This is a genomic window from Microcoleus pseudofavosus SVA1_A4 (genome assembly GCF_036700565.1).
In the GTDB taxonomy this organism is placed as follows: domain Bacteria; phylum Cyanobacteriota; class Cyanobacteriia; order Cyanobacteriales; family Microcoleaceae; genus Microcoleus.
In genome coordinates this window covers 26,995-52,148 of the sequence record NZ_JAUBPE010000031.1, presented here as the reverse complement: position 1 = coordinate 52,148, position 25,154 = coordinate 26,995, and the positions used below count along the sequence as shown (strand labels likewise).

Sequence of the window (25,154 nt, the reverse complement as noted above, 5' to 3'; positions counted from 1 at the left end):
GCAATAATTAATTTTAAGAAATGATAAGTGATAACTCTTCTAAACAACTGCTTTTAAATCTAAAGCAGCTTCATTCAATCTTTGAGTGCCGACTTTGGTTTGAGTGATGCCGCAAGCCGTTTGTGCCGCTGCTTGGTTGAGAGAGTTCATAGCATCCACCACTTGTTCGATCGCGATCGCTTGCTGTTTGGCATTTAGCGAAATTTGCTGCGAACTCAAAACCACGTTGTTAATTGCATCAGCCACTCCGGCAAATGCCGCTGCGGTTTCTGATGCAATCTTTACGCCAGAGTCCACAGTTTTAGTTCCTTCATCTGTCACCATTACTGTTGAGTTAATCGCCCTCTGAATATCAGCAACTAAGAGATTAATTTGCGAGGCAGATTTTTTACTGCGATCGGCAAGTTTGCGAATTTCTGACGCCACAACGCCGAACCCCTTGCCGTGTTCGCCCGCCCGCACTGCTTCCACCGCAGCATTGAGCGCTAACATATTAGTTTGATTTGCCAAATCGCTAACTACAGTTGAGATATTGCCAATGCGATCGGTTTGCTCGCTCAACTGCATAATTTGCCCTTGCATATCCTGCACTTTCGTTTTCAGCGTTGCCATTGCTTCTAAAGTTTGTTCGACAGCTTTTGTACCGCCACCAGCTAAAGTTAAAGCTTGCATTGCTTGAGATGCGGCAGTTTCTATCTGCTGTGAAGTTGCCCTAGAAGATGCGCCCAATTCGTCCATTGTTGTAGTAGTTTGATTGACTGAAGCTGATTGTTGGCTTGCCATGCGTTCCTGTTCTTCAACTGTGGCTGCAATCTGGGCGGAAGAAGTGGCGATCGAGCTAATTGCGCGATCGATCGTTCCAGCAATTCCTGACGCAATCAGCCAAGCAACACTCGCACCCAACAGCACTAACAGCACCGAACCAACCACCAGCGTCCATACCAAAAAGCTTAAAGCTGCCTTCGTGGTTTGGGTTTCTTGCTTAATCATCTTTAATTCTGTTTCCCGAAATTCTCGGTTCACTTCCACAAATTCATTCACAAATTTTGTGTACTTCCCTGTATTAAATATAGCGAGGGCTTCCGCTGTCTGATTTTGCTGAAATAAGCGAACTATTTCGTTAGAACCATCATAATATTCGTTGACTAGCTCCAGCATCCTCTGCAAACGAATTCTCTGTTCGGGATTTTTAACGATCGGCTCTACATTACTCGCCGACTGGCGAGCCAACTCTGCACCTGTTTTAAACTCATTTAAAAATTGCTGATTTTTATTAACTAAATACCCGCGCATCCCTCGCACCATTTGCTCCGCACCTACGGAAAGATTACTTGTTTCCCCCAGGACATTTTCTACTCTTTCCGATTCTTGGAAAGTGTTAAACACCTGACTTGTAGTACCGAGAACTAATACGGGCAGACCTAAGTAGATAGCTGCTGGGGCCAGATATCCGAGCAGCATCTTGTTTCTAATGTTGATTTTTTTAATTTTAGCAAACATCTTTTTTTCCTTAATTTAAGATAGCATTTTGCTTGGTAAGATTGTGGCGCTGCCACAGTCGTTGGGAGCTTCGCTTTGGCCACATAAATTCCCTGCAACTTCGGCGCTCGATGCTGTCTAGTGACATTAGCAAATAGTATCATAGCAAATTATGTTCTATTACTCTTTTTTCTTTAGTTTCGGGTGGACATCTTTTGTGCAGGCGCGAACCCGACTCCCCCGTATAACATCTTTATTCAAACCTCCTCATCAACAACAACTCCTCCTTTTGTTAGCAGTTTTTGCAAGTTGAGAACAGCGATGATTTTTTCTTCGTAAAAAGCGGTGCCCCGGAGATATTCGCGGTTGGCCGAATTGAGTGCGGCAGGAATAGTCGCAATATCCGATAAATTTAAATATATAATATCTAATATTTCGTCCACAACTATACCGGCGACCAAATCTTTAATTTCAACAACGATCGCCTTAGAGAGAAATTTTGTATCCGCCGACATATTTAAAAGATTCCGAATATCCACTAGCGTCAGAATCTCGCCCCGCAAATTCATATTGCCAATAATGCGATCGGGAGTGCAAGGAACCGGAGTTACTTGGCGAATGTCAGTAAATTCGCGCACTACCGCGAGATTAATACCAAAGTATTCGCCGTTCAAAACAACCACCGCCAGCGACATATTAATTGCCGCAGAATTTTCGCGATCGCCCAACAGCCTCAAATTGTGAGCCCGCTCTCGAAAAATTGCCTTTTCTTGGGCTGTAGCATTCGGACAAAAAACGTGGGGCTTCACCAAAACTTTAGCATCTTCCGCTAACAAATTTGGATCTATTTCTAACTGTAAATTTTGGGTTTCTACCTTGCCTGCTGTGGCTGAAAGTCCTGCACCGCTTGCAGAAATTGGCATTTGGGCCTCTGTTTTGTCTGGAGAATATCGAATCAAGCGATCGAGATCGAGCAGCATGATAATATCGGCCCCGCAGCGGGCAAATCCAGCTAAAAAACGATCGGGCGCTTCTGGCTTGTCTCGCCCGTAAGATAGCTGCGGAGTTATTGCCTCTTCGGGGATATGCTTAACTTCGGTAACTTGATTGACAATGATGCCAACTCGAAATTCTTGCCATTTTATGACGATCGCACTATCTGTCAAACAATATTCTTGCCTGAGATATCCGAAACGGAGATTCAGATCCATCACGGGCAGAATTTCGCCCCTGAGATCGATCGCCCCGACAATATCTTGAGGCGCTTCGGCGATAGGCGTCAACTCCGGCAGAAAGAAAACTTCCCGAACGCAGCCGACTTCTAAACCGCAGAGCAAACCGTTCTGTTTAAATATAAGATACGGCTTAGTTTCCATATTTATCCTGACACTTTATTTACTAGGACTTGCGAAAAAAAACCGGTTTCTACGATAATATTGGGTTGGGCAGCGAGGCGCATACAAAAAAACCGGTTTTTTGGCTTCTCCGGCGCGTCAGTTTTGTTTGCTGTAGAATTTTACCAATTTTTTTTTAACATCCATCAATACTTGACTCGCTGTCATTTTTCCCTGCTGCTCGATCGGAGTATTGGGCGGTAGTTTTTTGAGAATTTCACAAGATGAGTTGTACATTTTAATAGCTATATTTAGCTTACCTTCTTTATTGTATATATTCCCGAGTTCTAGATAAGCTGAAACAAAAGACGGGCAAAGATAAATAGTTTTTTTCAAAAAAAATTTAGCTGTTTCCAAGTCGCCCTGTTCTTCAGCAATGTGAGCTTGCAAATAATAAGGAAATACTGACATAGCATCTACTTTGCTAGCTCGCTTGCAGTGTTCGATCGCCTGAGAATACTTGCCTAAATTTGCATAAACTTGAGCCAGCAAATAATCAGCCTCAAAATTGTTAGCTTGCAGATCGAGCGCCTGTTTTGCTTTATTAATTGCCTCAGCATAAGCTTGATTTTTGAAACAAGCTTTTGCCTCTAAAATCAGCATTTGAGGCGTTTGGCGATCGGCTTTTAAGGAGTCGAGCGTTGAAGGGAAACTAGGCACTTTATTGCTCATCATATCGCCCTCAAGATAGCGACTTCGCAGCATCTTTTCCTGCCCATTGCCGGCTGCTAATAGTGACCCGATATCCCCAAAATTACCGTTCTCAAAATTTGCTGAAATCGGGGGGAACGGTAGCAACTGACGGCTGTCGCCGCCCATGTCTTCTTCCTTTCCCGATTCCCCGAACGCCGATTTTGCCTTGGATGCTGGTGCGATCGAAGGCTCTATTTTACCTTGTCCTTCTCCGATGAAATTCTTGGCTTGATAAACAACCGACTCCGGGAAAATCTTTGGTTGAAACTCGTTCATCGCGTGACTGTGAACTTCAGCATGACCGGTCATTAAATATCCTCCAGGTCTCAGCGTCTTGGCAAACTTTTTCAATACCTGTGAAATATACTGAGGTTCAAAATAAACAAAAACATTTCGGCACAAAATCAAATCCATGTTATGAATATCTTGGTAAATATTAGGTAAATTATCGGTTACTAAATTTACACAGCTAAAGCTGACAAATTGCCGCAATTTCCGGTCGATTTCCCACTCGGTTTTCCGTCGCTCGAAATACTGCCTTTGCAGTTCCGGGTCAACTAAGCGAAACGACCAAGGGCTGTAAATTCCCCGCTCAGCTTTTTCTATTACTGCTTGATTGATATCAGTACCTAAAACTAAAATATTCCATTTTTCCACATCACAAATTAACTGTTTTAAAATAATAACTAAAGAATAAGGTTCTTCACCGGTCGAACAGCCGGCACTCCAAATTCGCAGTGTTGGCTTAATTCCCAATTTATCGTGCAATTTTCTCTTGTGTTCGATCAATTCAGGGAAAATAACTTTTTCCAGCAGCGAAAACTGTCCTTTGTCCCGCATGAAATAACTTTCGTTGGTTGTCAGCAGCAACGCGAGTTCTCGCCATTCGCTTTGACTTTCCCGACTCGGATCGGCTAACATTTGATAATACTTCTCGGGAAAGGCTATTTTTACAGCTTTCATCCGAGTCAAAATTTTTTGAGAGAAACCCGATCGCTCTTGCGGGCGAATTTGTAAACCCGTGTGAGCCGCAATTAATTGAATAAATAGCTGAATTTGTGCATCATTCATATCAACTCGGGTAAATGTGTTTAGGTATAATCTGCTATTATAGGGGATTGGTAATAGGGAATTACCTAGGCATTTGAGCCGATCGCACTCACAAAAATCCTACCAACGGAAATAATATCATCTCCGGTCGATCGACCCCAAGATTCGGGTCGGGGCGAGTAGACGCTTAGTTATTGCCGAGCTTACAGATAAAACGTGAATCCGCCCCGATAAGAATTATCGTTAATTTAGCGGACATGATATCAAAGGCAAAAGGTAGAAAACAGAAAGCAGCATCAAAAAAATTCGGCCGTTTCCCTTCTACCTTTTGCCTTCAAAGGCGTAAATTTCCAACAGTTAAGCTGGATAAATCCGCAGGCGGCGATTCGGTTCTTCCCCAAAACTGTGGGATTTCAGGTGATAGTGTTCCACAAGTTCGTGCTGCATTTTGCGAACGTCGGGAGAACGGGGCAGGAGTTCCACCGGCTGTCCCTTGGGAATGACAATTTGCTCGACTGCCAAGCGGGTTTCTTCGAGAGCTTCGATCTCGTCAGAAGAACCGCTGCGGGCGAATAAGGCGAGGTCTGCCACTTCCGGGGTGCCCGGGTCATCCATGTCCAACAGGCGCCGCAAAGCTCTCGCTACGTGGGGAATAGTGGCGGCCTTAATTGTGTGCACGGGAACTTGGCGAGTTTTGGCCAAGTGCCTCAATTTCGACTGGTTCCGAACGTTCGATCGCAAAGCCACAACCACGTCAGCACTCTCAATATCCTTCGTCAGCAGTACCGGCAGGTTCAGCGTCGAAATCACCTGTTCGAGCTGGTGGCGAGGTATGCCGTAAGGATAAACGTGGAGGGGCAAATCTTCGCCGTTAGGGCCGACATTATGGGAATAGCGTCCGGGCTTGGGTACCGGCTCGACGGACAGGGATTCTTCGAGCAGTTGCTCGAAATACCGAGTCTCAGAAACCGGCGCGCTCTTAGCAGCTAAGTTCTCGCTGGGAGCGGGCATCGGCACCATTTTGCCAGCACTCCGCCACCCTGAGATCGGTGTGACGGGCCGGATTGCCGATACAGCAGCCGGGCCGCTGGAAGCTGCCATCCCCGGAAACCGGGCGGGGGGAGCGGCTGACTCGCGCTCGATAATTACTTCTCCAGTCTCGCTGACGCTTCTGATTTGCTGGTGCGGTTCGCGTCCCCGCAGCAAAGTGTCGATCGCATCTGCAACTCGCTCGTGGATTACCCAGCGCTCGCGTTCGAGCATTTCGATGGCTATTTCAAAAGTTGGCGGTGCTTTGCGCTCCAAAACCGTCTTTTGAGAACCGCGCCGTCTTGCTTCGTCATCTCCCAGCGTCACCGCTTGGATGCCCCCAATTAAATCTGCCAGAGTCGGGTTTTTCATCAAGTTTTCGATCCGGTTCCCGTGGGCGGTACCGACCAACTGCACGCCCCTTTCGGCGATCGTCCGAGCCGCCAAAGCTTCGAGTTCCGTGCCGATTTCGTCAATCACGATCACTTGGGGCATATGGTTTTCCACTGCTTCGATCATGACTTGGTGCTGGAGTTCGGGACGGGAAACTTGCATTCTGCGAGCTCTGCCGATCGCCGGGTGGGGAATATCTCCATCTCCGGCAATTTCGTTGGAGGTGTCGATGATTACCACCCGTTTTTCCAAGTCATCGGCGAGCACGCGGGCAATTTCTCGCAGGGCCGTGGTTTTGCCGACTCCGGGGCGGCCGAGCATCAAAATTGACTGACCGGTTTCCACCAAATCGCGGATTATGCCGATCGTCCCGAACACAGCGCGGCCCACCCTCAAAGTCAAGCCGATAATCTCGCCGCTGCGGTTGCGAAGGGCGCTAATTCGGTGCAGGGTTTGCTCGATACCGGCTCGGTTGTCGCCGCCGAAGTGGCCGACTCGCTCGATGCAATAGTTGAGGTCTGCTTTGGTAATCGGCGTTTGGGAAAGATGTTCGGCCGAGGATGGAAAACGAGCTTCTGGTTGGCGGCCCAAATCCATGACAATCTCAATGAGATTGTTGCGCTGCGGGTGCTGCTCTAAGGGCTGCCGGATCTCATCTGGCACGATGTCTAATAATCTGTTGAGGTCGTCTGTAATCTGCATTCGCCTCGATGTGTTCGGTGACGTTTTCAACCTTTTTTAGTCAGTTGTCAGTTGCCAGTTGTCAGTTAACAGTTGCCAGTTGTCAGTTAACAGTTGCCAGTTGTCAGTTAACAGTTGCCAGTTGTTGTTGAAATTAACTACTAACCACTAACCACTAACCACTAACTAATGACTACTGACTACTGACTACTGACTAATGACTAATGACTACTGACTAAAATTCTTTGAGCTGGGAAACTAGAGAACGAGCTAAACTCACGGCCTCCGAGAGAAGTTCTGGGAAGGCTTCGAGCTGAGTGAGCCGAGATGTTTGAACTCCGGCTGCTGGCCGCGCGGCTGCCACCGGAACGGCACAGGCTCGATCGGTCTGCATTGTTTCTAATTGTTCTAAAATTGGCGATAGCAAAACCCTGGCATAGCTGCCGTAAGCTACACCTGCAATGTACGGGACAGGGGGAACTGACAAATTTTTCCCGCCATCCAACAGCAGTCCGCCGGCTCTCAGCTTGCTGACAGTGTGAGCATTAGTGCCGCCTGCAAGTTGCACGTATCCCGGCAACTGGGCAGCCAAAACTTTTTGACCGAGTTTGACCGCGGCTCTAGTAGTTCCTGTTCCGATATCTCCGCTCATCGGCCTACCGTCGGTTTGCCAAATTAGGGGACAAGGAAGGGGGGAAATTATTTGATAGAGTGTCCGCAAATAATCAATCAAACCGTCTCCATCGGGGCAACTAATTGCTATTACCTTGAGTTGACCGACCCAGGGAGCTATGCTCGACCAAAGTCGCCCAAAATCTGCCTCTCTGCCTACTTGCGTGTGGATTTCTAGGGCGTCCGCACCGGATTGCAAGATTAAAGGTGCGATCGCGGCGGGAGCAGACACGTAAGAACGAGTATAAATTAGTTGGCTCGGACAAATCGGCAGACAGCGACCGCAGCCGTAGCACTGCTCGTCTATCACCCCGGAAAAACCACTGCCAGCCCTCTGAAAAACTATTGCTTCGGCTGGACATATTTTTTCGCACGGCCGCCAGCAGTCCGCCGGACAATCGGCTGGGTTGAATTCGGCTTTGCGAAAATGCGGGTCTTCCCCATCGTTTAAACTCACCATCAGCAACGGCAACCCTTTGCCGCCAAACCTGCGGTTTTGAGTTCTTGCCTGTAATTCGCTGGCCACTTGTAGGGCTTCTTTCGCTGCGGCGACGGCGGCGGGATCTGCCGCGACATCGATACAGTCAGCGCCTGCTAAGGTGTAAGCCAAGGTGAGATTCCGTACCGCAGGCAGGTGTTGAAAGCTCGCCCCACAGATCAGCTTGAACCAATGGCCGCCTTTTAATGAGTTTAGGGGATGATAATGTTCTGTCACCCTTATATGCTAATCCTTTGAGCTGAAAATTACTATGTGAAAATTTCTACTTAATTTTTAAATTTAGGCTGATACAAGCTGGAAACGCTACTGATAGCAGTAGCTCTGGCGCTGTTGGCTCTATATGTAGAGTTCTGCCTTAATTTTTTTTCTTAAATTTGATTTTTGTCAGAGCGGCGGCCCAGGGGCGATTGGGAGATTGGGCGATCGGCTTGAGTTACACACAGACTTTCACTTATATCATAGTGTGGTGATTTAGGCAAGGAAAAAGTAGGCTAGAGAATTTTTTTGAAGTTGCCGTCCAGTGGCAATTAACGTAAAGCTCGATCGACATTGAAACCCATCGACCAACCGCAGATGAACATTCTTCTCCCTAACTTAAAGCTAAATTCATCTGGGTTAATCGGCGATTCAACTAGCTATACTACTTGCTCAGCCGCTTGTAAACCGTAGCCAAAGCATGGCTATCCCCCACATTTCCAGGAAACAAAACCACTGGTAAATTGGGAAACTGAGGATGGTCTGCCTCGGTTTTCACCACCGAACAACCTGCGATAATTTGACCGAGTTGCCTGACACTTTTCAGCGACAAACCTGTACTCAAAACATCATTAGAAGTAATGCCGCCCTTGCTAATCAAAAACCCGATATCTGTCGGCAGTCCCCGCACGATATCCATCAATAAAGCAGAAACCGCCTCTCCAAATTTTAACCGGACTTCTGCATTTTCAAATTGTAGTTCCTTGCGGCTTGTATAAATTACAGGCGTTTTGCCATCGGCATGAGAAGTGCGGACTTTTTCGAGAATTTCATCGAGCATTTGGGTGCGATACTCTGGTGAATCTTCTAGCAAGTGAGATACATCTATTTCAATGCTAACTATATTGGGTTCTTTTAACAAGCGTTCCAATTGTTCAGTAGTTTTCTTAACGTGGGAACCAACTATTACTGCGCCCGGTTTGCCGTCCCTCACGTATTTTGCCATTTGGTCGGCTGCTACTGGCTGGTTGCCGAGGTCAGCTAAGGAAGTTAAAATACTCGCCCCGCTGCGGAATAAAAACTTTTTGCCTTTACTGGCTGCATCCAGAATGTGTTTGGCAAATGTGTTTAAATCGCCTTGGCTTTCGCCGTCAACAACTGCACATTGGTTGTCTGTCATCTCCATCAGTCGATCTAAACTTCCGTAGCGGATGTCTGCGAGTAAAATGCGCTCGACTGCATCAGCATGGATGCGACCTTGGGTTTTTTCTTCTACGTAGTCTGGCAGGTAACTGTGACTGTAGCCGAAGACTGAATCTTTGGCAAATTCGGTTTGGTGAACTGGCGTTGCGACGCTGTTAACCATTAGGTAGTGCACGCTGTTGCGGGTAATTCTGCCTCCTTCAAAAAAGGCGGGAATTAGAAAATGAGCGTCGAAGGGGCCGAGTTCTTCGGCGATCGCATCGGTTTCGATCGGATAGTGGCCGCGCAGGGTAGAATCGGAACGGCTAACTATTAGGAAGTCTTCGATTTTTTCGCTCGCGATCGCCTTTTTAAGATTTTGACACACTTCGCGGGTGACGGAGGCTGCTTTTTCGGGAGTTAGCGATCGGGTATTTGTAAGTATGAAAAAAATCGGGGACTTGTCCCGCAGTCCCAAACGCAGAGTTTCTTCGTCCCAACGTGTCAGCAGCAAGCAACTGTGCACGGTTTGAGAACCTGTGGGATCGTCATCGAGAACTATAATCTTGGGTTTGGCAGAAGACATACTGACCTGGTTGTTAACGTCACCTTTCTAAGATATCCTTACCTGTTACGTAACAGGTAAAAATTTACAATCATGATATTTCTTAACAATTCTCATAACTTATAAATTTTAAAATGTGTTTTAGTTCGATCGCTTCAGTAATGTGCGCGTTGCTACCAACGAAGGTGCGCCCACAAGCACTGTACTAATATTTTCCATTGTTTCAATTAGCAGCGTTTCGGTCTTGCAACTTTTTCATTTCTGCTTGAACTCCTATAGCTAGCTGCAAAGCTTCGTTGAGCAATCGCCCCGGCTGGCTCGATCGATCGCTAAGAAGCAGGGCATTCAAACTTGTCAAATTATTGGCAAACAATTCGGAGTTAGTAGCGACAAATTTTTTGTTTTCCCTGAGAATTCTCTCGGTTTTCAAAGCTCGAACTAAATCGTCTCTGATGAGCTGCAAGGCTTGAATGACTTTCGAGCGATCGCCTATTTTGACTTCCCCATTGCCGGCATCTTCTATCTTGTCATTAATTTCGATCGCTTTGATGATACCGTTATAGCGATCGACATCATCAAAAAGATTGACTAAATGTTTGTTTTGGCTGCTGCACCAAATCTTCCACGCATCCTCAAAGATTAAACCGGCGATCGCAGCGAGGTGGAGGGCGAACCAAAACAAATAAGCTCTAGGAAATATAGCCACCAGCAGCCAACAACTGATTAGCACCAAAACAATTAAACCGACTGTTTTCAAAGCTTCGCGGGCAAACTTAGTCGCACTCGCGGGCCGGTATACGCGATCGGGTCCCGCGCCGCTGAGGTGCTTGAGCTCACCGACAGTAATTTCTAATCCCTGAATGTCAGCTCGCATAAATCTTCACAAATGTTTGTTAATTATAAAGTTTTGTGGTACAACAAGGGGCTCGTCTACAATAAACCTAACACTTTTTTCAACCAAAACTGCACTATGTCCGCACGTCCTATCTACCTCGACAACCACGCCACAACCCCCGTAGACAAACGGGTACTTGATGCGATGCTGCCCTATTTCACCGAACAGTTCGGCAACGCAGCCAGCATCAACCACGTCTACGGCTGGGAAGCAGAAGCAGCGGTAAAACAGTCGCGACAAATCATAGCAGAAGCAATCAATGCCTCCCCAGAAGAAATTGTTTTTACCAGCGGTGCAACGGAAGCAAATAACTTAGCGATTAAAGGTATCGCCGAAGCCTATTTCAGCAAAGGAAAGCACATTATAACAGTAAAAACAGAACACAATGCAATTCTTGACCCATGTACATATTTGCAAAAATTGGGATTTGACATTACTGTTTTACCGGTGAAAAGCGACGGGCTGATTGATATAGGCGATTTGATCAAAGCGATTCGGGCCGAGACAATTTTAGTTTCAGTGATGACGGCTAACAACGAAATTGGCGTCATCCAGCCGATCGCAGAAATTGCAGCAATTTGTCGCGGAAATGACATTCTTTTTCACACAGATGCGGCACAGGCGATCGGCAAAATTCCCCTCGACGTACAGGAGATGAATATCGATTTAATGTCCTTGACAGCGCACAAAATCTACGGGCCAAAAGGCATCGGTGCTCTCTACGTCCGCCGCCACAAACCGAGAGTGCAGCTAGCGCCGCAAATGCACGGAGGAGGCCACGAACGGGGAATGCGATCGGGAACTCTCTACCCACCGCAAATAGTCGGATTTGCCAAAGCAGTAGAATTGGCAATTGCAGAAATGCAGTCGGAAACAGAACGAGTGGTTAATTTGCGGCAGCGTTTGTGGGAAAATTTGAGTGAATTGGGCGAGGTTTTTCTTAACGGTCACGCGACTAAGAGATTGCCGGGGAATCTCAATATTAGTGTAGCCGGGGTTGACGGTCAAGCGTTGATGTTGGGTTTGCAACCGGCGGCGGCAGTTTCTTCGGGATCTGCTTGCACTTCTGCGAAAATAGCTCCATCTCATGTTTTAGCAGCGATCGGGCGATCGGACAAATTAGCTTACGCTTCAATTCGCTTTGGCATTGGGAGGTTCAATACCGCAGCAGAAATAGATGCAGTCTCCCAACACGCGATCGCAACTATTCAATCTCTCCGACAAGCACAAAAAGTAATGAGTTAGAAAGTTGACAGTTGACAGTTAACAGTTGACAGTTGACAGTTGACAGTTGATAGTTGATAGCGAAAATCCGTTCTGGGTTTTTGCTGTCCACTGTTAGAAAGTAGTTTAGGACTTACGCATAAATACCAAAGAAACTGGGTTTTTATCCATTTTTGCGATCTGTAACGAAGCATGATGCCAAAACCCGGTTTCTGAACACCCGCGCGTAAGTCCCAAATGCGTAATTCCTATAATCTGTAGGGTGCGTCGCTGTGAGATACTCAATGGAACTTGCAGATTTTTTCGGGCGACGCACCTTACCATTTAGGATTGGACGGTTCAATATCGTAGATGAGTTAAAGCATATACGACCATATCCCCTACTTCTGTAGCCGTTTCCCAGACTCAACATCAAAGCTAATGCTAAAAGTCGGGGATCTACTAACAGCATCGTTCACTTAGAACCAAATACCTCGCGCACCCGATAAATCGGTTTTCCCTGCGACTCGTGATAAGTCCGCATCATCACTTCCGCCAGCAAACCAAAACAAAATAACTGCACGCCAGTCAACAGCAAAACCACAGCCAAAATCAGCAAAGGACGGTTCCCGATACTTTGACCAAAAGCCAATTTCAGGAAAGTCAAATAAATCCCTAAAACCGTTCCCAACGTCATAGAACTCAGTCCCAAAAGTCCAAAAACGTGCATCGGTCTAGTCAGGAACTTTTTCATAAAAGAAATAGTTAACAAATCCATCAACACCCGAAAAGTCCGCCAAATCCCGTACTTACTTTGACCGAAACGGCGGGCGTGATGTCGCACAGGCATTTCTGCAATTCTCGCCCCTTCAATAAACGCCAAAGCCGGCAAAAAGCGGTGCAATTCCCCGTAGAGGTTCAAGTCTGCTACCAACTCGGATTTATAAGCTTTCAAAGAACAGCCGTAGTCGTGCAAATTTACGCCTGTAACGCGACCAATCAGCCAGTTAGCAATTTTAGAAGGAATCAGCCGACTAATAGTATTATCCTGCCGATTTTTCCGCCAGCCGCTAACTAAATCGTAGCCTTCATTTAACTTTGCCAACAACAGCGGAATATCAGCCGGGTCATTTTGCAAATCGCCGTCTAGGGTAACAATAGCACGACCGCGAGCGCGATCGAAACCCGCCGACATGGCAGCAGTTTGCCCGTAATTGCGGCGCAAAAGTACAGCACAAAGGTCATCGCGAGTGCTGGCTAACTGCTTGAGAAGTTCAGCAGAATTGTCCGACGAACCGTCATCTACACAAATAATTTGATAGCTGAGTCCAGATGGTTGGATAGAAGAGGCGATCGCCTCAATCAAATGAGGCAAACTTTCCACCTCATTATAGACCGGCACCACCACCGAAACATCCAGAACAACCTCAGCCTCAGCTTGCTGTCGCGCCAATTTTTCCAAAAATAATGCAGCGTCCATTGATTTATTCGATAACATCAGTAATCATTAGTCATTGGTCATTGTTCATTAGTCATTAGTCATTAGTCATTGGTCATTAGTCATTAGTCATTAGTTAACAGTCAACCGTCAACCGTCAACCGTCAACCGTCAACCGTCAACCGTCAACCGTCAACCGTCAACCGTCAACCGTCAACCGTCAACAACTCACTAGGTTGATAACTTGCCACAACTTTACCATAACCGCGCACTTGCTGGTAATAACCTCGACTGACTTCATCTCCATCGTCCGACAAAATATCGATACCGATACCGTTGCGACCTTGTAGTTTTCCCGAACTGTGAATGTAGCGATTATCTCCGAGATACAATCCTACATGAGTTGCTTTTTCCGGCGTACCAAAAAATACTAAATCTCCCGGTTCTAAAGCACTGATACTAATAGGTTTAGTAAAAGCTTCCTGCTGATAAGCATCCCTCGGCAACCAGATGCCCGCAGCAACAAAAGCAGCTTGCATCAAGCCAGAACAATCATAGTTTGGCCCGACTGTACCGCCCCAAAGATAATAATTGGATTGGTGCATAGCCTCGCGAGCAAAAGTAATTGCAATTGGCAATTTTTCCTTAATTTCTGCCTCAGAAACCACCAGAGGATGATACACTGTTTCTGCCGCATCGAGCAACTCAACATCTCGAATATCCAGCCATCCCGGATAATCATCTTCGCACAGCCGCACCATCACAGCCGTTGTATCCCCCTGAACAACCGAGTCTATGCCATTTCTCCCCCCTTTCATAAGGGGGGGCTGGGGGGGGTCAAAAAGGAGCAAATGTCGCCCCAGCGCTGCTTGAGTTGCCAATCGATCGCACTTTGGGGAATCGTAAATATTTATGTGCGATCGCGCCCGGTACTCCACAACATCAGATAATTGATAATTGGCCATTGCTAATTGCTAATTGTTTGCTGTTAATTGTTCGCACTTAGCGATAGATTGCCATTAGCCGCTAGCCGTTAACCGTTAACCGTCAGCCATTAACCATGACATTTTTCCACAAAGACGAACAATTAGAAACCCTCGGCAGTAGCATTATAAACGCAGCCAAGGCAGAATTTACAGGATTAACGGGCGATCGTACAGCCATTACCTGGATAGTCTACGATCCGCCGGTGCGAGTCAATACAGGCGGCGCCCTGAGTGCAGAAGAATTTTGGAAGTATCAACCGCGAGGTTTTAGCGCTAGAGCTTCCGAACGAATTTATCCAGCCAGCATCGTCAAATTATTCTACCTCGTTGCCATCTGGGAATGGGCGCAAAAAGGCATGATTCAAACATCGCCAGAATTAGAACGCGCCGTCCGAGATATGATAGTTGATTCCAGCAACGACGCCACCAGTTTAGTAGTAGACGCCCTCACCGGCACCACCAGCGGCCCAGAATTATCACCAGGCCCCTTTGAAACTTGGAAACAGCAGCGAAACATCGTCAACCGTTACTTTCAATCATTGGATTGGCCAGAATTAGAAAATATTAACGTCAATCAAAAAACCTGGTGTGACGGCCCCTACGGTCGCGAGCGAGCAGTTCTGGGAGAATTAATGGAAAATAGAAATATGCTGACCACAAATGCAGCGGCGCGTTTGCTGCACACTATAATCGGCGGCGTAGCTGTTTCTGCCCAAGCATCCCAAGAAATGATGGGTTTAATGAAACGCAGTTTAGAACCAGCAGAATTAGAGGCAGATCCTGAAAATCAAGTTACAGGTTTTTTAGGCGGGGGATTGCCAGAATCAGCAAAATTGTGGTCAAAAGCCGGACTGACAAGTCAAGTTCGTCACGATGCTGCTTATATTGAAATACCGGGTTTGCGGCCGTATTTGTTGGTTGTATTTACCGAGGGAAAAGACAATAGCAAGAAGGAAGAGATTTTGCCATTTATATCGCGGCAATTTGTAGAAGCGATGAAAGTGCTTAATTAGATTTAGTAGTTAATATTGCGGCTAGACTAGACTTGAATTGCCAAAATAATTTGGACGCTGCTCAAAGCCCATCCCACAAAATTTTCTTGTGGGATGGGCTTTGAGCAGCGTCCCAAGATTTGATTAAAAGGAATTTTTTCCTAGAAGCTCTAAAACGGAGAGGGAGGGATTTGAACCCTCGAAGGATGTTAACACCCTTAACAGATTAGCAATCTGCCGCTTTCGACCACTCAGCCACCTCTCCAGATGACAGCAACTAATCATAGCACACACATCTAGCCTTTGGCAACCCCTAAATTCAAAAAATCCTCAATCCCTGACGCTGTATGGAAGGAAGAAGGGCACAACACGAATTTTGACACGGATACAGGATGTAAGAGGGAAGAAAAAGAAACTATTCGCAATGCCCGATGCCCGATGCCCAATTCCCGAAATCAAGACTACTCCCCAAAGCCCCTGGCCTTCAAGTGTTTTTCCCAACTAAAATTGGAACTCAAAAAGAACCTCTTAGTATACAAATATCCCAAGCGGTACAGGTGAGCCTTGCGATCGGCATCAAGGTGAAAATCCGTCGTCGTCACCCCAGCTTCAGTCACATCAATATTAATCACCCTGCCTTTATCCATTTCCCGCTGGTGATAGCGGTCTCTTGCTTTCATCATCGTTCTGAACATCGCCGCCAGCATCGACAGCGGAGTATCAATCTTAACTTGATTCTCAATTCCAGTATCGACCAATCGAAACCCAAAGGTAAACCAGCGGGGCATAGCGGGAGTCGAACCGACGGATTGTTTGTCATAAATCCACAGGGGGAAATTGCTCAAAATTCCGCCATCGACAATTAAGTCATCGCCGAGTTTTCCCGGTTCAAAAAATAGCGGAATACTCATCGACAGCCGCACCGCTTCAGCTACGCTAAAATCTTCGGGATTTGCGAGTCGCAACTGCTGGTATAAAGGATCGGAATCGGCAGATTCCTGCCGTCGCAAGTCATCGGGAATTACCAACATTTCACCGCGAGTGAGGTTGGATATTACTACTTTTAATTCCCGGTCTTTTACGATTTGTTTGACATCGGCAAAAGTGTGCAAGTTACCTCGACCGAGCATTGCTTCCAGCCACTGCCGGAACGGTTGCGCCGAATATTCTCCCATCTGACGGCTAACTGTTAGGAAAAGTAGAGTCCAAGCTGGGGATTGCAAGTCGTCGGCGGGGTCGCCGTTTAAAATTAGAGGACTGTTTTTTTGAGTTAAAAATATGCTGTAATCGAGCTGTCCTAAAATTTCCTCTAAATCATCAATTGACAAGTCGGTTGCCAATACTGCCGCAGTAATTGCACCTGCCGAAGTGCCGGCCAATTTTCGCCAGCGGATGCCCAAATCGCTGCAGCACCTGAGTGCTCCTAAAAACGCAACTCCGCGCACGCCGCCGCCTTCAAAAACCCCGTCGGCATAGATTTGACCGTTTTCGTCGGGAGGCGGAAATTTGCTGAGAATTGTTTGTTTCTCGGTTGCGGTGATCCTGACACCGGGTTCTTGCAAAATTTGCTGCGGATACCACTTGCTCATGGGAAATACCTCGGATCGATTTGGGATTTTAGATTTTAGATTGATATCTATTGTTCTGGATTTTTGTGGGCATTCATTGCTTCTTTGACGTGTTCTTGAACTTGCGATCGCACTTGTTCGTAGGCCACCGACGCGCACCAAGGCCGGAGAGATAAAATAGTTGTATCTGGAGTAATCTCGGCTACCAAACAAGTCGGGGGCGGATTCTCCAAAACCAGGGGGTGAGAGTGGGCAATTTCTAATAACTCAGCCACTGTTGGACGGATCGGCCGATCGCCAATATCAATTTTCAAGTCTACTCGCCTCGTTCCCATTGTTGTTGTATTTTTCAATGTACCGTTAAACAACTGATTGTTCGGGACAATAATTTTTATGCGATCGTCTGTCACGACGGTTGTTGAAAAAATCCCGATGCTGTCCACTACTCCCTTAACATCCCCAGCTTCAATCCCATCTCCGACTTCAAAAGGACGCAAACTAATCAACATTACCCCAGCAGCAAAGTGCGACAAAGTATTTTGCCACGCCAAACCGATCGCCAAACCCGCCGCACCAACCACCGCAACCACACTGGTAGTTTGAATTCCCAACTGACTCAAAGCGGCGACTACTCCCACTACCAAAATCGTAATTTCAGCAGCTTGAACTAAGAATTTCCGCAGTGTGGCTTCGGTGCGACTGAGTGCTCGGCGAGTCACGCGGCCCGCAAAGTCGATCGCAAATCGCGTAATTAACAAAATGCCGATCGCCCACAGCAGTTGAGGTACAATTTTAAACCCCAATTCTACGAGTTTTTTCGAGAATTCTTGAGCTACTTCCAAGGCTTGTGTTCTTTCTGCATTTAGCTGAGAATAGAAGGTTTGGGCTATTGGTATAAATCTGCTGATGGCTGTCATATTAATTGGAATTGGGAATTGGCTTTCCCAGGGAATTGGGCATTGCAGTCTCAGTCTCCTCGCTTATCCCGAGAGTCCGACAGGGGTTGAAAACCCCTGTCTCATAGCGAAAGTCCTCTCAAAGAGGACTAAAGTCGATAATTTTATTCTTCAAACTCTTGAGTCGGTTTTAACTGAGATGTTGCACCATTCTCAATAAGGCTTTTATGGGCGGGCAGGATGCCCACCCCACAAGAAATTAATTCTTTGTGGAACAGGCATCTTGCCTGTTCTTGAGAATGGTGCAAGATGTAAGTTTTAACCGACTTTTGCTATGAGGCGGGGGTTTAAACCCCTGCCGGACTGTCGAGAGAGCTAAAGTCCTCTAAAAGAAAACTAAAATCAATAATTTTCTCGCTCAAACTCTTGAGTCGGTTTAAACCGACTTTTGCTATGAGGCTCTTGTTTAAACCCCTGCTGGACTACTGTTAATAGTTTACTGCTACGCGGGGCAATCGGTGTTTAAAACCGCAGACAATTTCCCACGAAATAGTTCCTAAAGTTGCGGCCCAATCGTCAGCAGTAATTTTATTTTCCCCATCTTTGCCCAACAACGTCACCACTTCGCCGACTTCTAAATCGGGAATATCAGTTACATCTAGCATTAATTGATCCATCGTCACTGCTCCCACTTGCTGCACAAAGTTGCCCCTGACTAAAACCTGCATTTTATTGGAAAGATTGCGCGGGATTCCATCTGCATAGCCGATGCCAACTACCGCAATTTGTGTCTGACGCCCAGCGATAAATTGATAGCCGTAACTGACGCCTGTTCCTGCTTCAATTGTTTTCACCTGCGTTACCCTAGCTTTTACCTGCATTGCGGGCTTTAAATCGACAACATTTTGCAAGTGAGGAGCTGGATAAAGACCGTAGGTAGCTAAACCGACTCGCACTAAATCGTAGTGCAAATCCGGGTCTGCCAGGGCGGCGGCAGAGTTTGCCAAGTGCAGGCGAGGGGGGTTAATTCCTGATGTTTTAATTTGCTCGATCGCCCGTTTAAACCGCTGGTGCTGCTCTATCATAACTGCCGGATCGGGACTGTCGGCTGTCGCCAAGTGAGAGTAAATGCTGGCTAATTTTAAATTGGGCAACCGCTTGACTAATTGCACAAATTCTGTTGCTTCCTCCCAGGGCGTACCCAAGCGAGACATTCCCGTATCCAACTTAGCGTGAACTGGCAAAGATTGGTTGAGATCGGCGAGAACTTCCGAAAAAATTAGGGCTTGTTTGGCAGTACAAATAGTTGGCTGCAAGTGCCATTGGGCGATCGCCTTTACCTGTTGGGCTGTATGAGTTGCCCCCAACAACAAAATCGGCGCTTCTATCCCAGCTTCTCGCAATTCAATTCCTTCGGGAATTGTCGCCACTCCCAGCCAACTAGCACCTGCTTGCAATGCTGTTTGACTGACTGCAACAGCACCGTGCCCGTAAGCATCCGCTTTCACAACTGCCATCAGTTCTGTGTGGGGAGATAAGAGATTTTTAAGCTCTTTTACATTGTGAGTTAAAGCTGCTAAATCGATTTCTACCCAAGCCCGCTGGCAAAGTCCCCCGTCACCGTCCCACAGAACCCTCTGGCGGGATTCTTTTGTCGTTGATTCTGCGGTTGTTTGTTCCCCACTCAACATTGTCGATCGCTCCTACTTGCTTGCACCATTAAAAACTGCTCGGAGATTTCACCCTAGGTTTAATTATAATTAAATTTGCCCTTTAATCAATGTCAACTGGTGTATCACAGCACCAAAAATACTCGGTAAAAACTATGGACGGACTGGCTTACCTGCATTTAGCTGAAACTTGGGAAACGCCTGCGGGTCAAACTCAATCGACAAACTCGAAAACGCACCTGAATTTAGCCTCTACTCCTTTACTTTTCTTTACGATCGCTCTCACAATTTTCAATTTAGTCAATCCCGCACTAGCCATCAAAAAAGGCGATTCAGGCCCGGAAGTTGCCCAACTCCAGAAAACTCTACAAAACGCAGGGTATTTTCGCCGCCAGCCCACAGGATTTTACGGTCCTGTAACCCAGGCTGCTGTGAAAAAGTTCCAAGCAGACAACAACCTGAAAATTGACGGAATTGTCGGCCCAAAAACCTTATCAGCCCTGAACGTTAAGCCGGAAGACGCGATCGCTGACAATGAATCTGCGGGAAAAACATCGCCCAATGTCGATCGACCTTCGCCATCTCCTAGCGCCAGAGAAAACACAAACCAACTCGAAGATACAACTAAAAATCAGCCAAAAGAACCTCTCTTTCAAGAACCATCTTTGCCACCATTTAAAACAGAAACTCCCGCAAAAACTCCCGACGATCGAGCAAGTGAATCACAACCGAAAAGGCTAGTAAATCCTCCAGAAAATACTCCCGGCAAAATGACCTTGAGAAAAATTATTTACGGCAAAATATCGCCGAAATCAATAGTTTATTCGGGAGCGGGTTTGTTTTTTGCTCAAAACATGATGTACAGCCACACCATCACAGTTTACGACAGGAAGTTTAAATTAGTCAAGACTATTCCCGATACAGTAAACTTGTCGAAGTTCGGCTTTTCTAAATTCAAAGGCAATTATCAAGGTTCTCCCGTAGAAGCTGCTTTTTCAACAGACGGCAAATATGCCTATGTATCCAACTATCAAATGTACGGTTCGGGGTTTGACAATCCGGGGAGCGACAGGTGCTCTCCAGCGGCCAAACACGACCAAAGTTTCCTGTACCGCATCAATACCCAAACTTTGAAAATAGAAAAGGTAATTCCTGTAGGTGCAGTTCCGAAATTCAATGCTGTTTCGCCTGACAATCGTTTCGCCCTCGCTAGCAATTGGTGCAGTTGGGATTTGAGCGTAGTTGACACTAATAAAAGCCGCGAAGTCGAGCGGGTGAAACTGGGTGCATATCCTCGCGGTATTGTTGTCACTCCAGACTCAAAAAGTGCCTACGTTGCTGTGATGGGTTCTTCGGATATTGCGAAAGTTAATCTCATAGACTTTTCGGTAGAATGGCTGAGAAATATTGGCAATGCGCCGCGTCATTTGACGATCGATCCCAAGGGCGACTATCTTTATGTCACTTTGAACGGTGAAGGAAATGTGGCAAAAATTGACCTTAAAACTGGTAAAGTGGTGGACAAAGTTTCGACGGGAAATGCACCTCGCAGCATGACGATTTCTGATAATGGAAAACGAATTTATGTGGTTAACTATTTCTCGAATACGGTTAGCAAAGTTAGGACTAGCGATATGAAAGTCCTGCAAACAGTGAATGTTAATTCAAGTCCGATCGGGATTACTTACGATCCGCAAACTAATCAGGTTTGGGTAGCTTGCTATTCCGGCAGCATTATGGTGTTTCAAGATTAATCTAGCTGGTTCGTAGTTAAGTTTGTAGGGTGCGAATTGCGCACCGGTTGACAAGCGCGAGTAACGAGGTTAGTAACTTTCAGCGTTTTGATTCTGAACCCAAGCTCCCCCAAGCAATTTTCCTTGATTGAACTCTGAAAAATAGGAACGTGATATCAAATCCGGTAGCATCGGAATTATGTAGTGCGAGCTTAAGAGCTCGCGAGCCACGCCGCGAGATATTAAGCTCGCACTGACATTGTCTAAATATATTATTCCGATGCAACCGGAAACGATATGAAATACTGGTTTGATGCTTTTTGTCCGGCTCAAATTTAACAGGTCAGACAGGGCTGGCACTGCGCTCCCTACATAATTCGTTTGCATCGTCCTACATAATAAGGTGCGCACTGCGCACCCTACATCAGGGGTGAAAATATTATTTGGACAACTTTAAACGCTTCACAACATACTCAGAAGGCTTAGCAGGTACTTGGCCTTTTTTGGCCATAGCTTGATAAATCATGGCTGCTACTTCGGCGCGAGTTGCTGTTCTATTAGGCTGCAAAAGTGTGGGCTTCGGGTGGTTGACAACAATACCAGCTTCTGTGGCTGATGCTACTTTGTTAACTGCCCATTTCGGCACTTTTGCCCTGTCTGTATAAACTTGTAAAGTTCTGGTTGCTTTTGTTGATGGTTTCAGGCTCAAACCGCTTGCTAAAGCTGCGATTACTTCGACACGCGGAATTTGTTTTTCGGGACGGAACTCATTGTTTGGGTATCCTTGAAGATATCCAGTTTTGACAGTGTGGTCGATCGCAGTAGCGGCAGGACTTTTGTCTTTTACGTCTTTAAAATCAATCGATTTTCGGATCGGTTCTTTGTCGCCGGACATTCGCTGAATTAACCGCGCTAGTTCGGCTCGCGTTATCGGTTCGTCGGGACGAAATTTGCTGTCGGTGGAATCAGCAAAAATTTTTCGATCGACTAAAGCTACAATGAACGGACGCGCCCAATATTTGTCAGGAACATCAGAGAATCTAACGGGCCCAACTTTGGGTTTACCTGCTTTGGGTTTGGTCGTTGCTGGAGCTGGAGCCGATCGCACAATTGGCTTGGGAGGAACAACGATTACACCCACCGGAGGATTTTGCGGTAAAATCGGCCCTAAAGGTGCAACAGGCAGAGCATCCGGTTCCGAGGGAAGGATGGTTGTAGCGGGCGATCGCACATCCGAATTCGGCAGCCCAGGCGTTAATATTCTCGGACTAGCGGGCGTGACAGCAGGTTGAGAGAAAACGGCTGGAAATTGCCAATTTGTAGCACCCAATCGATCGGGATTTCTGCCTGTTACCCAAAAGAAAATTGCTCCCATCGTGCCGAAGGCAACCAAGATCGCAATCAATTCATCAAATCCTAGAGGGTTTCTTTCCCCTGACGGGGGTTGTGAAGAAGACATACTTGTCACCTACATATCAATGTAGAAATTAAATCACATATTTTTTGGGTCTGGTGGTGACTGAAATAAATAAATCAACTATTCTAAGGTTCTCACTGTTAATACTTGCGGGGGCGTAGAATCGGGAGGATAAATAAAATCAATTTTTAGCGATCGCGTTTCTGTCGCAGCTAACCTCAACTTTACCATCGGTTCCACAACTTGACCGACACGGTGCCACAAATGCACGTAGCGAGTTACATCGTAACCTCCATCATCTCGGTAGCGCAGCCGCACAGTACCTCGAAAATAAGGAAAATCCAGCGGAGGTTGGCGAAACCGCAAGCCATTTTTTGAGAGTTTATCTTCTTTTAAAGGCGTTTCCAAACTCACCGCTATTGTTTGCGGTTTCTGTGCCGTGTTATGCAGCGGCAAAATCAGATTGTACTGTACGCCGTAATTGCCGTGGGCTTCGTAAGCGGTGTCGGGATAGCGCGCCAGCATTTTTCCGGCTTGCACTTGTTGGGTTCCTAAAGTGCCCCCGCGCAAGGTAGAGATCGCATAGGATATCGCTTTTCCAGTCTGGGGAATTGCCAGATTTTTAGCATCGCGATCGACTAATTCCGCTTCCCATCCAGAACCTTGCTGCACCCCTGCCACGCGGCCGTAAATCAGGCTTCCCGAAGTCGCGTCGGGGGGAGTCGGGGTTTTGTCGCGGGGGCCTGCCAAACCGCCATTATTCAGCAATTGCTGCCATTCTTCCAGAGTTGGCGCGCGTTGGCGCAGCCCTCGAAGAGGATCGCCCCCATCAGCATTTTGAGGTGCATACATTGCCAAAGTAGCGGCATAAACCTTGCCGCTACTTTTGAGCCGCACAAAGGTAGAACGACCATTTATCGGCTTTTCCAGACCCCGCACGGGAATAGGGCGATTCATCAACAATGCGGTTTCTCCCGGTGCCATCAGCAGTTTTGCGGGAAAATCCGGCTGCCGCATTCCCCGCAAAACGCTATCGACAGCGCGAATCCCAGGGCCGGAATATACTTCGCCGTTGGGACTCTCACTTAGTGCTGGTTTTTGTTTAAAAGGCGCGTCCGGTTCCATCAGGTAACTGGCTGCCTGTAACACTTCCACCGTCACGGGTTCGGAGCTGGGATTGTAGAGCAAAGCGCCGATATACAAAGTTCTAGAATTCAGCGGAGTGTGAGAAAAGTGGTGAGCAAACAGGTTAAATTGCCCTTGAAAGGCAAAGTTCAGGTGAGCTGCGGGGACTTTTTTGCCCTCTGGGGGAAAGGTTGATAGCAAAATGCCTTCTTTTTTGACCCATTCGGGACTGTCGCTGTTGAAGAGGGGGATGCTGTCGAGTTGTCCGGGGAGCTCGCGCACTTCCGTAGCTTGTACAATTTCCTCGGGTGCTGGTTTTGCGGGAACAGATTGTACGGGTTTTTTGACGTACAACAATCCGCCGACTGCACAAAGGACGATCGTAGAAATACCAGCAATTCGAGAAAAGAGATTTGGTTTCTGAATCATGAAAGTTAACTGTCAACCCAATCTCTGTACATCTTCCACCGACAGCGACAGCGCCTGAGCCACTTGCTCTACGGTTAAACCCATTGCCAGCAGTTGGGGAATCGCATCCCGTTGGGTTTGTTCTGCGCGATCGGCTCTTTGGCGTTCCTGTTCGGTATGGAGGCGTTCTAGTTTAGCTTGTTCGCTACCAGTTAACAACAAATTCCCCTGATTATCCCACCAACGCAACCATCGCTGATGCTGATTTTGATAGCTACCTTCCCACACACCTAACTCTACTCCCATCAGGTCGATCGGATAATGCCCGCGATCGTTCGGTTGCAAACGGCGATAACGAGTATTCACCCAGTTATAGACTTCCAATTCGCTCGTTTTAATGATGTATATCGCATAGTAAGGAATGTGAATAATCTGCTCGTATACCCAAAACTTTCCGGGTTTCTGGTTGATACCTTCTGGTAAGCGAGATAAGGGAGTATTGTTTCGTTCTTCTGAGCCATTACCACTAGCAAATTCGATCGCAATCAATGGCACAATATACTCGCGCCAAATCACGTAAGAGCGGCGAATTTCCCCATCTATTAGGGGCGGAACGTTGGGAACGTAGAACCAGTCAGGCGCTTCGGCTCCCTTTTCTGGAGGGTCGGTTTCGCGCCAGTAAATGCCACAATCTTGCCCTATAGCATATTGTCCGTCCGGGTGGAGGGTTTGCAGTGTAGTTTCCAGGGAGTCGGTGAGTAGAATACTCTGGGGATGTTCTTGGAAGTTTTTCACAAACGTGCCGTCGGAGTCAGGTAGTTGGGTGTGATCGGGAAAAGCGGGGGGTAATGTTGTGGGGTTGAGGCTTTGGGTCATGTCAGCTATCCGATGGTGAAAGGACAGATGCTTTATTAATTAGAGCATAGTAATTGTAGATTAAGCGGCTTTATACTGTTTGACAAAATGTTTGTTGCTCACTCTTCGAGCGCGG

Annotated in this window: 18 protein-coding genes and 1 tRNA gene; 3 read left to right on the top strand and 16 right to left on the bottom strand. The window is 46.9% G+C overall.

Features of this window, described 5'->3' with window-relative positions; translation table 11 throughout:
• Positions 1–39: 39 nt before the first annotated feature.
• From QUA02_RS15420 to QUA02_RS15390, 7 genes are all read right to left on the bottom strand, one after another.
• On the bottom strand, positions 40–1,500 hold the full coding sequence (locus QUA02_RS15420) for a methyl-accepting chemotaxis protein (protein WP_333029046.1): 1,461 nt from the start codon (positions 1,498–1,500) through the stop codon (positions 40–42).
• Between the two features lie 236 nt (positions 1,501–1,736).
• Positions 1,737–2,855: a chemotaxis protein CheW gene (locus tag QUA02_RS15415; protein WP_333029045.1), complete on the bottom strand. Its 1,119-nt coding sequence runs from the start codon at positions 2,853–2,855 to the stop codon at positions 1,737–1,739.
• A gap of 117 nt (positions 2,856–2,972) precedes the next feature.
• Complete coding sequence (locus QUA02_RS15410) at positions 2,973–4,637, bottom strand: CheR family methyltransferase (protein ID WP_333029044.1); 1,665 nt, start codon at positions 4,635–4,637, stop codon at positions 2,973–2,975.
• 336 nt (positions 4,638–4,973) lie between these two features.
• The gene (locus QUA02_RS15405; protein ID WP_333029042.1) at positions 4,974–6,740 is read right to left on the bottom strand and encodes a R3H domain-containing nucleic acid-binding protein; all 1,767 of its coding nucleotides are present in this window, start codon (positions 6,738–6,740) and stop codon (positions 4,974–4,976) included.
• A gap of 214 nt (positions 6,741–6,954) precedes the next feature.
• Positions 6,955–8,106: a circadian clock protein LdpA gene (ldpA, locus tag QUA02_RS15400; protein WP_333029040.1), complete on the bottom strand. Its 1,152-nt coding sequence runs from the start codon at positions 8,104–8,106 to the stop codon at positions 6,955–6,957.
• A 424-nt stretch (positions 8,107–8,530) separates the two neighbouring features.
• Positions 8,531–9,853, bottom strand: a complete 1,323-nt coding sequence (locus tag QUA02_RS15395; RefSeq protein ID WP_333029038.1) for a four-carbon acid sugar kinase family protein — start codon at positions 9,851–9,853, stop codon at positions 8,531–8,533.
• Positions 9,854–10,055: 202 nt separating this feature from the next.
• A complete protein-coding gene (locus tag QUA02_RS15390; protein WP_333029036.1) occupies positions 10,056–10,706 on the bottom strand; it encodes a hypothetical protein in 651 nt (216 codons plus the stop codon).
• A 96-nt stretch (positions 10,707–10,802) separates the two neighbouring features.
• Here QUA02_RS15390 and QUA02_RS15385 point away from each other — a divergent pair, with 96 nt between their 5' ends.
• Positions 10,803–11,972, top strand: a complete 1,170-nt coding sequence (locus QUA02_RS15385; protein ID WP_333029034.1) for an IscS subfamily cysteine desulfurase — start codon at positions 10,803–10,805, stop codon at positions 11,970–11,972.
• Positions 11,973–12,405: 433 nt separating this feature from the next.
• Here the strand turns inward: QUA02_RS15385 and QUA02_RS15380 are convergent, their stop codons facing one another.
• Positions 12,406–13,410 (bottom strand): glycosyltransferase family 2 protein, encoded by a 1,005-nt coding sequence (locus QUA02_RS15380; protein WP_333029032.1) that lies wholly within the window; start codon positions 13,408–13,410, stop codon positions 12,406–12,408.
• Positions 13,411–13,574: 164 nt separating this feature from the next.
• The gene (locus QUA02_RS15375) at positions 13,575–14,333 is read right to left on the bottom strand and encodes a C40 family peptidase (RefSeq protein WP_333029030.1); all 759 of its coding nucleotides are present in this window, start codon (positions 14,331–14,333) and stop codon (positions 13,575–13,577) included.
• 95 nt (positions 14,334–14,428) lie between these two features.
• On the opposite strand from QUA02_RS15375, the gene QUA02_RS15370 reads away from it, so the two are divergent.
• Complete coding sequence (locus tag QUA02_RS15370) at positions 14,429–15,367, top strand: serine hydrolase (RefSeq protein ID WP_333029029.1); 939 nt, start codon at positions 14,429–14,431, stop codon at positions 15,365–15,367.
• Positions 15,368–15,522: 155 nt separating this feature from the next.
• Here QUA02_RS15370 and QUA02_RS15365 read toward each other — a convergent pair.
• The 4 genes from QUA02_RS15365 to alr form a co-directional block, all read right to left on the bottom strand.
• Positions 15,523–15,611: transfer RNA gene (locus QUA02_RS15365), tRNA-Ser, on the bottom strand.
• A gap of 196 nt (positions 15,612–15,807) precedes the next feature.
• Positions 15,808–16,935, bottom strand: a complete 1,128-nt coding sequence (locus QUA02_RS15360; protein WP_333029027.1) for a patatin-like phospholipase family protein — start codon at positions 16,933–16,935, stop codon at positions 15,808–15,810.
• Positions 16,936–16,982: 47 nt separating this feature from the next.
• Positions 16,983–17,831, bottom strand: a complete 849-nt coding sequence (locus QUA02_RS15355; protein ID WP_333029025.1) for a mechanosensitive ion channel family protein — start codon at positions 17,829–17,831, stop codon at positions 16,983–16,985.
• 467 nt (positions 17,832–18,298) lie between these two features.
• Positions 18,299–19,501, bottom strand: coding sequence for an alanine racemase (gene alr, locus QUA02_RS15350; RefSeq protein ID WP_333029023.1), 1,203 nt, complete (start codon positions 19,499–19,501; stop codon positions 18,299–18,301).
• Between the two features lie 134 nt (positions 19,502–19,635).
• Between alr and QUA02_RS15345 the strand changes: the two genes are divergently transcribed.
• Positions 19,636–21,234: a peptidoglycan-binding protein gene (locus QUA02_RS15345; protein ID WP_445305174.1), complete on the top strand. Its 1,599-nt coding sequence runs from the start codon at positions 19,636–19,638 to the stop codon at positions 21,232–21,234.
• 418 nt (positions 21,235–21,652) lie between these two features.
• On the opposite strand, the gene QUA02_RS15340 is transcribed toward QUA02_RS15345, so the two are convergent.
• The 3 genes from QUA02_RS15340 to QUA02_RS15330 all read right to left on the bottom strand — a co-directional run bounded on the left by QUA02_RS15340 (position 21,653) and on the right by QUA02_RS15330 (position 25,039).
• A complete protein-coding gene (locus QUA02_RS15340; protein WP_333029019.1) occupies positions 21,653–22,672 on the bottom strand; it encodes an S-layer homology domain-containing protein in 1,020 nt (339 codons plus the stop codon).
• Positions 22,673–22,750: 78 nt separating this feature from the next.
• Positions 22,751–24,184, bottom strand: a complete 1,434-nt coding sequence (locus QUA02_RS15335; RefSeq protein ID WP_333029017.1) for a DUF3370 domain-containing protein — start codon at positions 24,182–24,184, stop codon at positions 22,751–22,753.
• Positions 24,185–24,196: 12 nt separating this feature from the next.
• Complete coding sequence (locus QUA02_RS15330; protein ID WP_333029015.1) at positions 24,197–25,039, bottom strand: Uma2 family endonuclease; 843 nt, start codon at positions 25,037–25,039, stop codon at positions 24,197–24,199.
• Between the last annotated feature and the right edge of the window lie 115 nt (positions 25,040–25,154).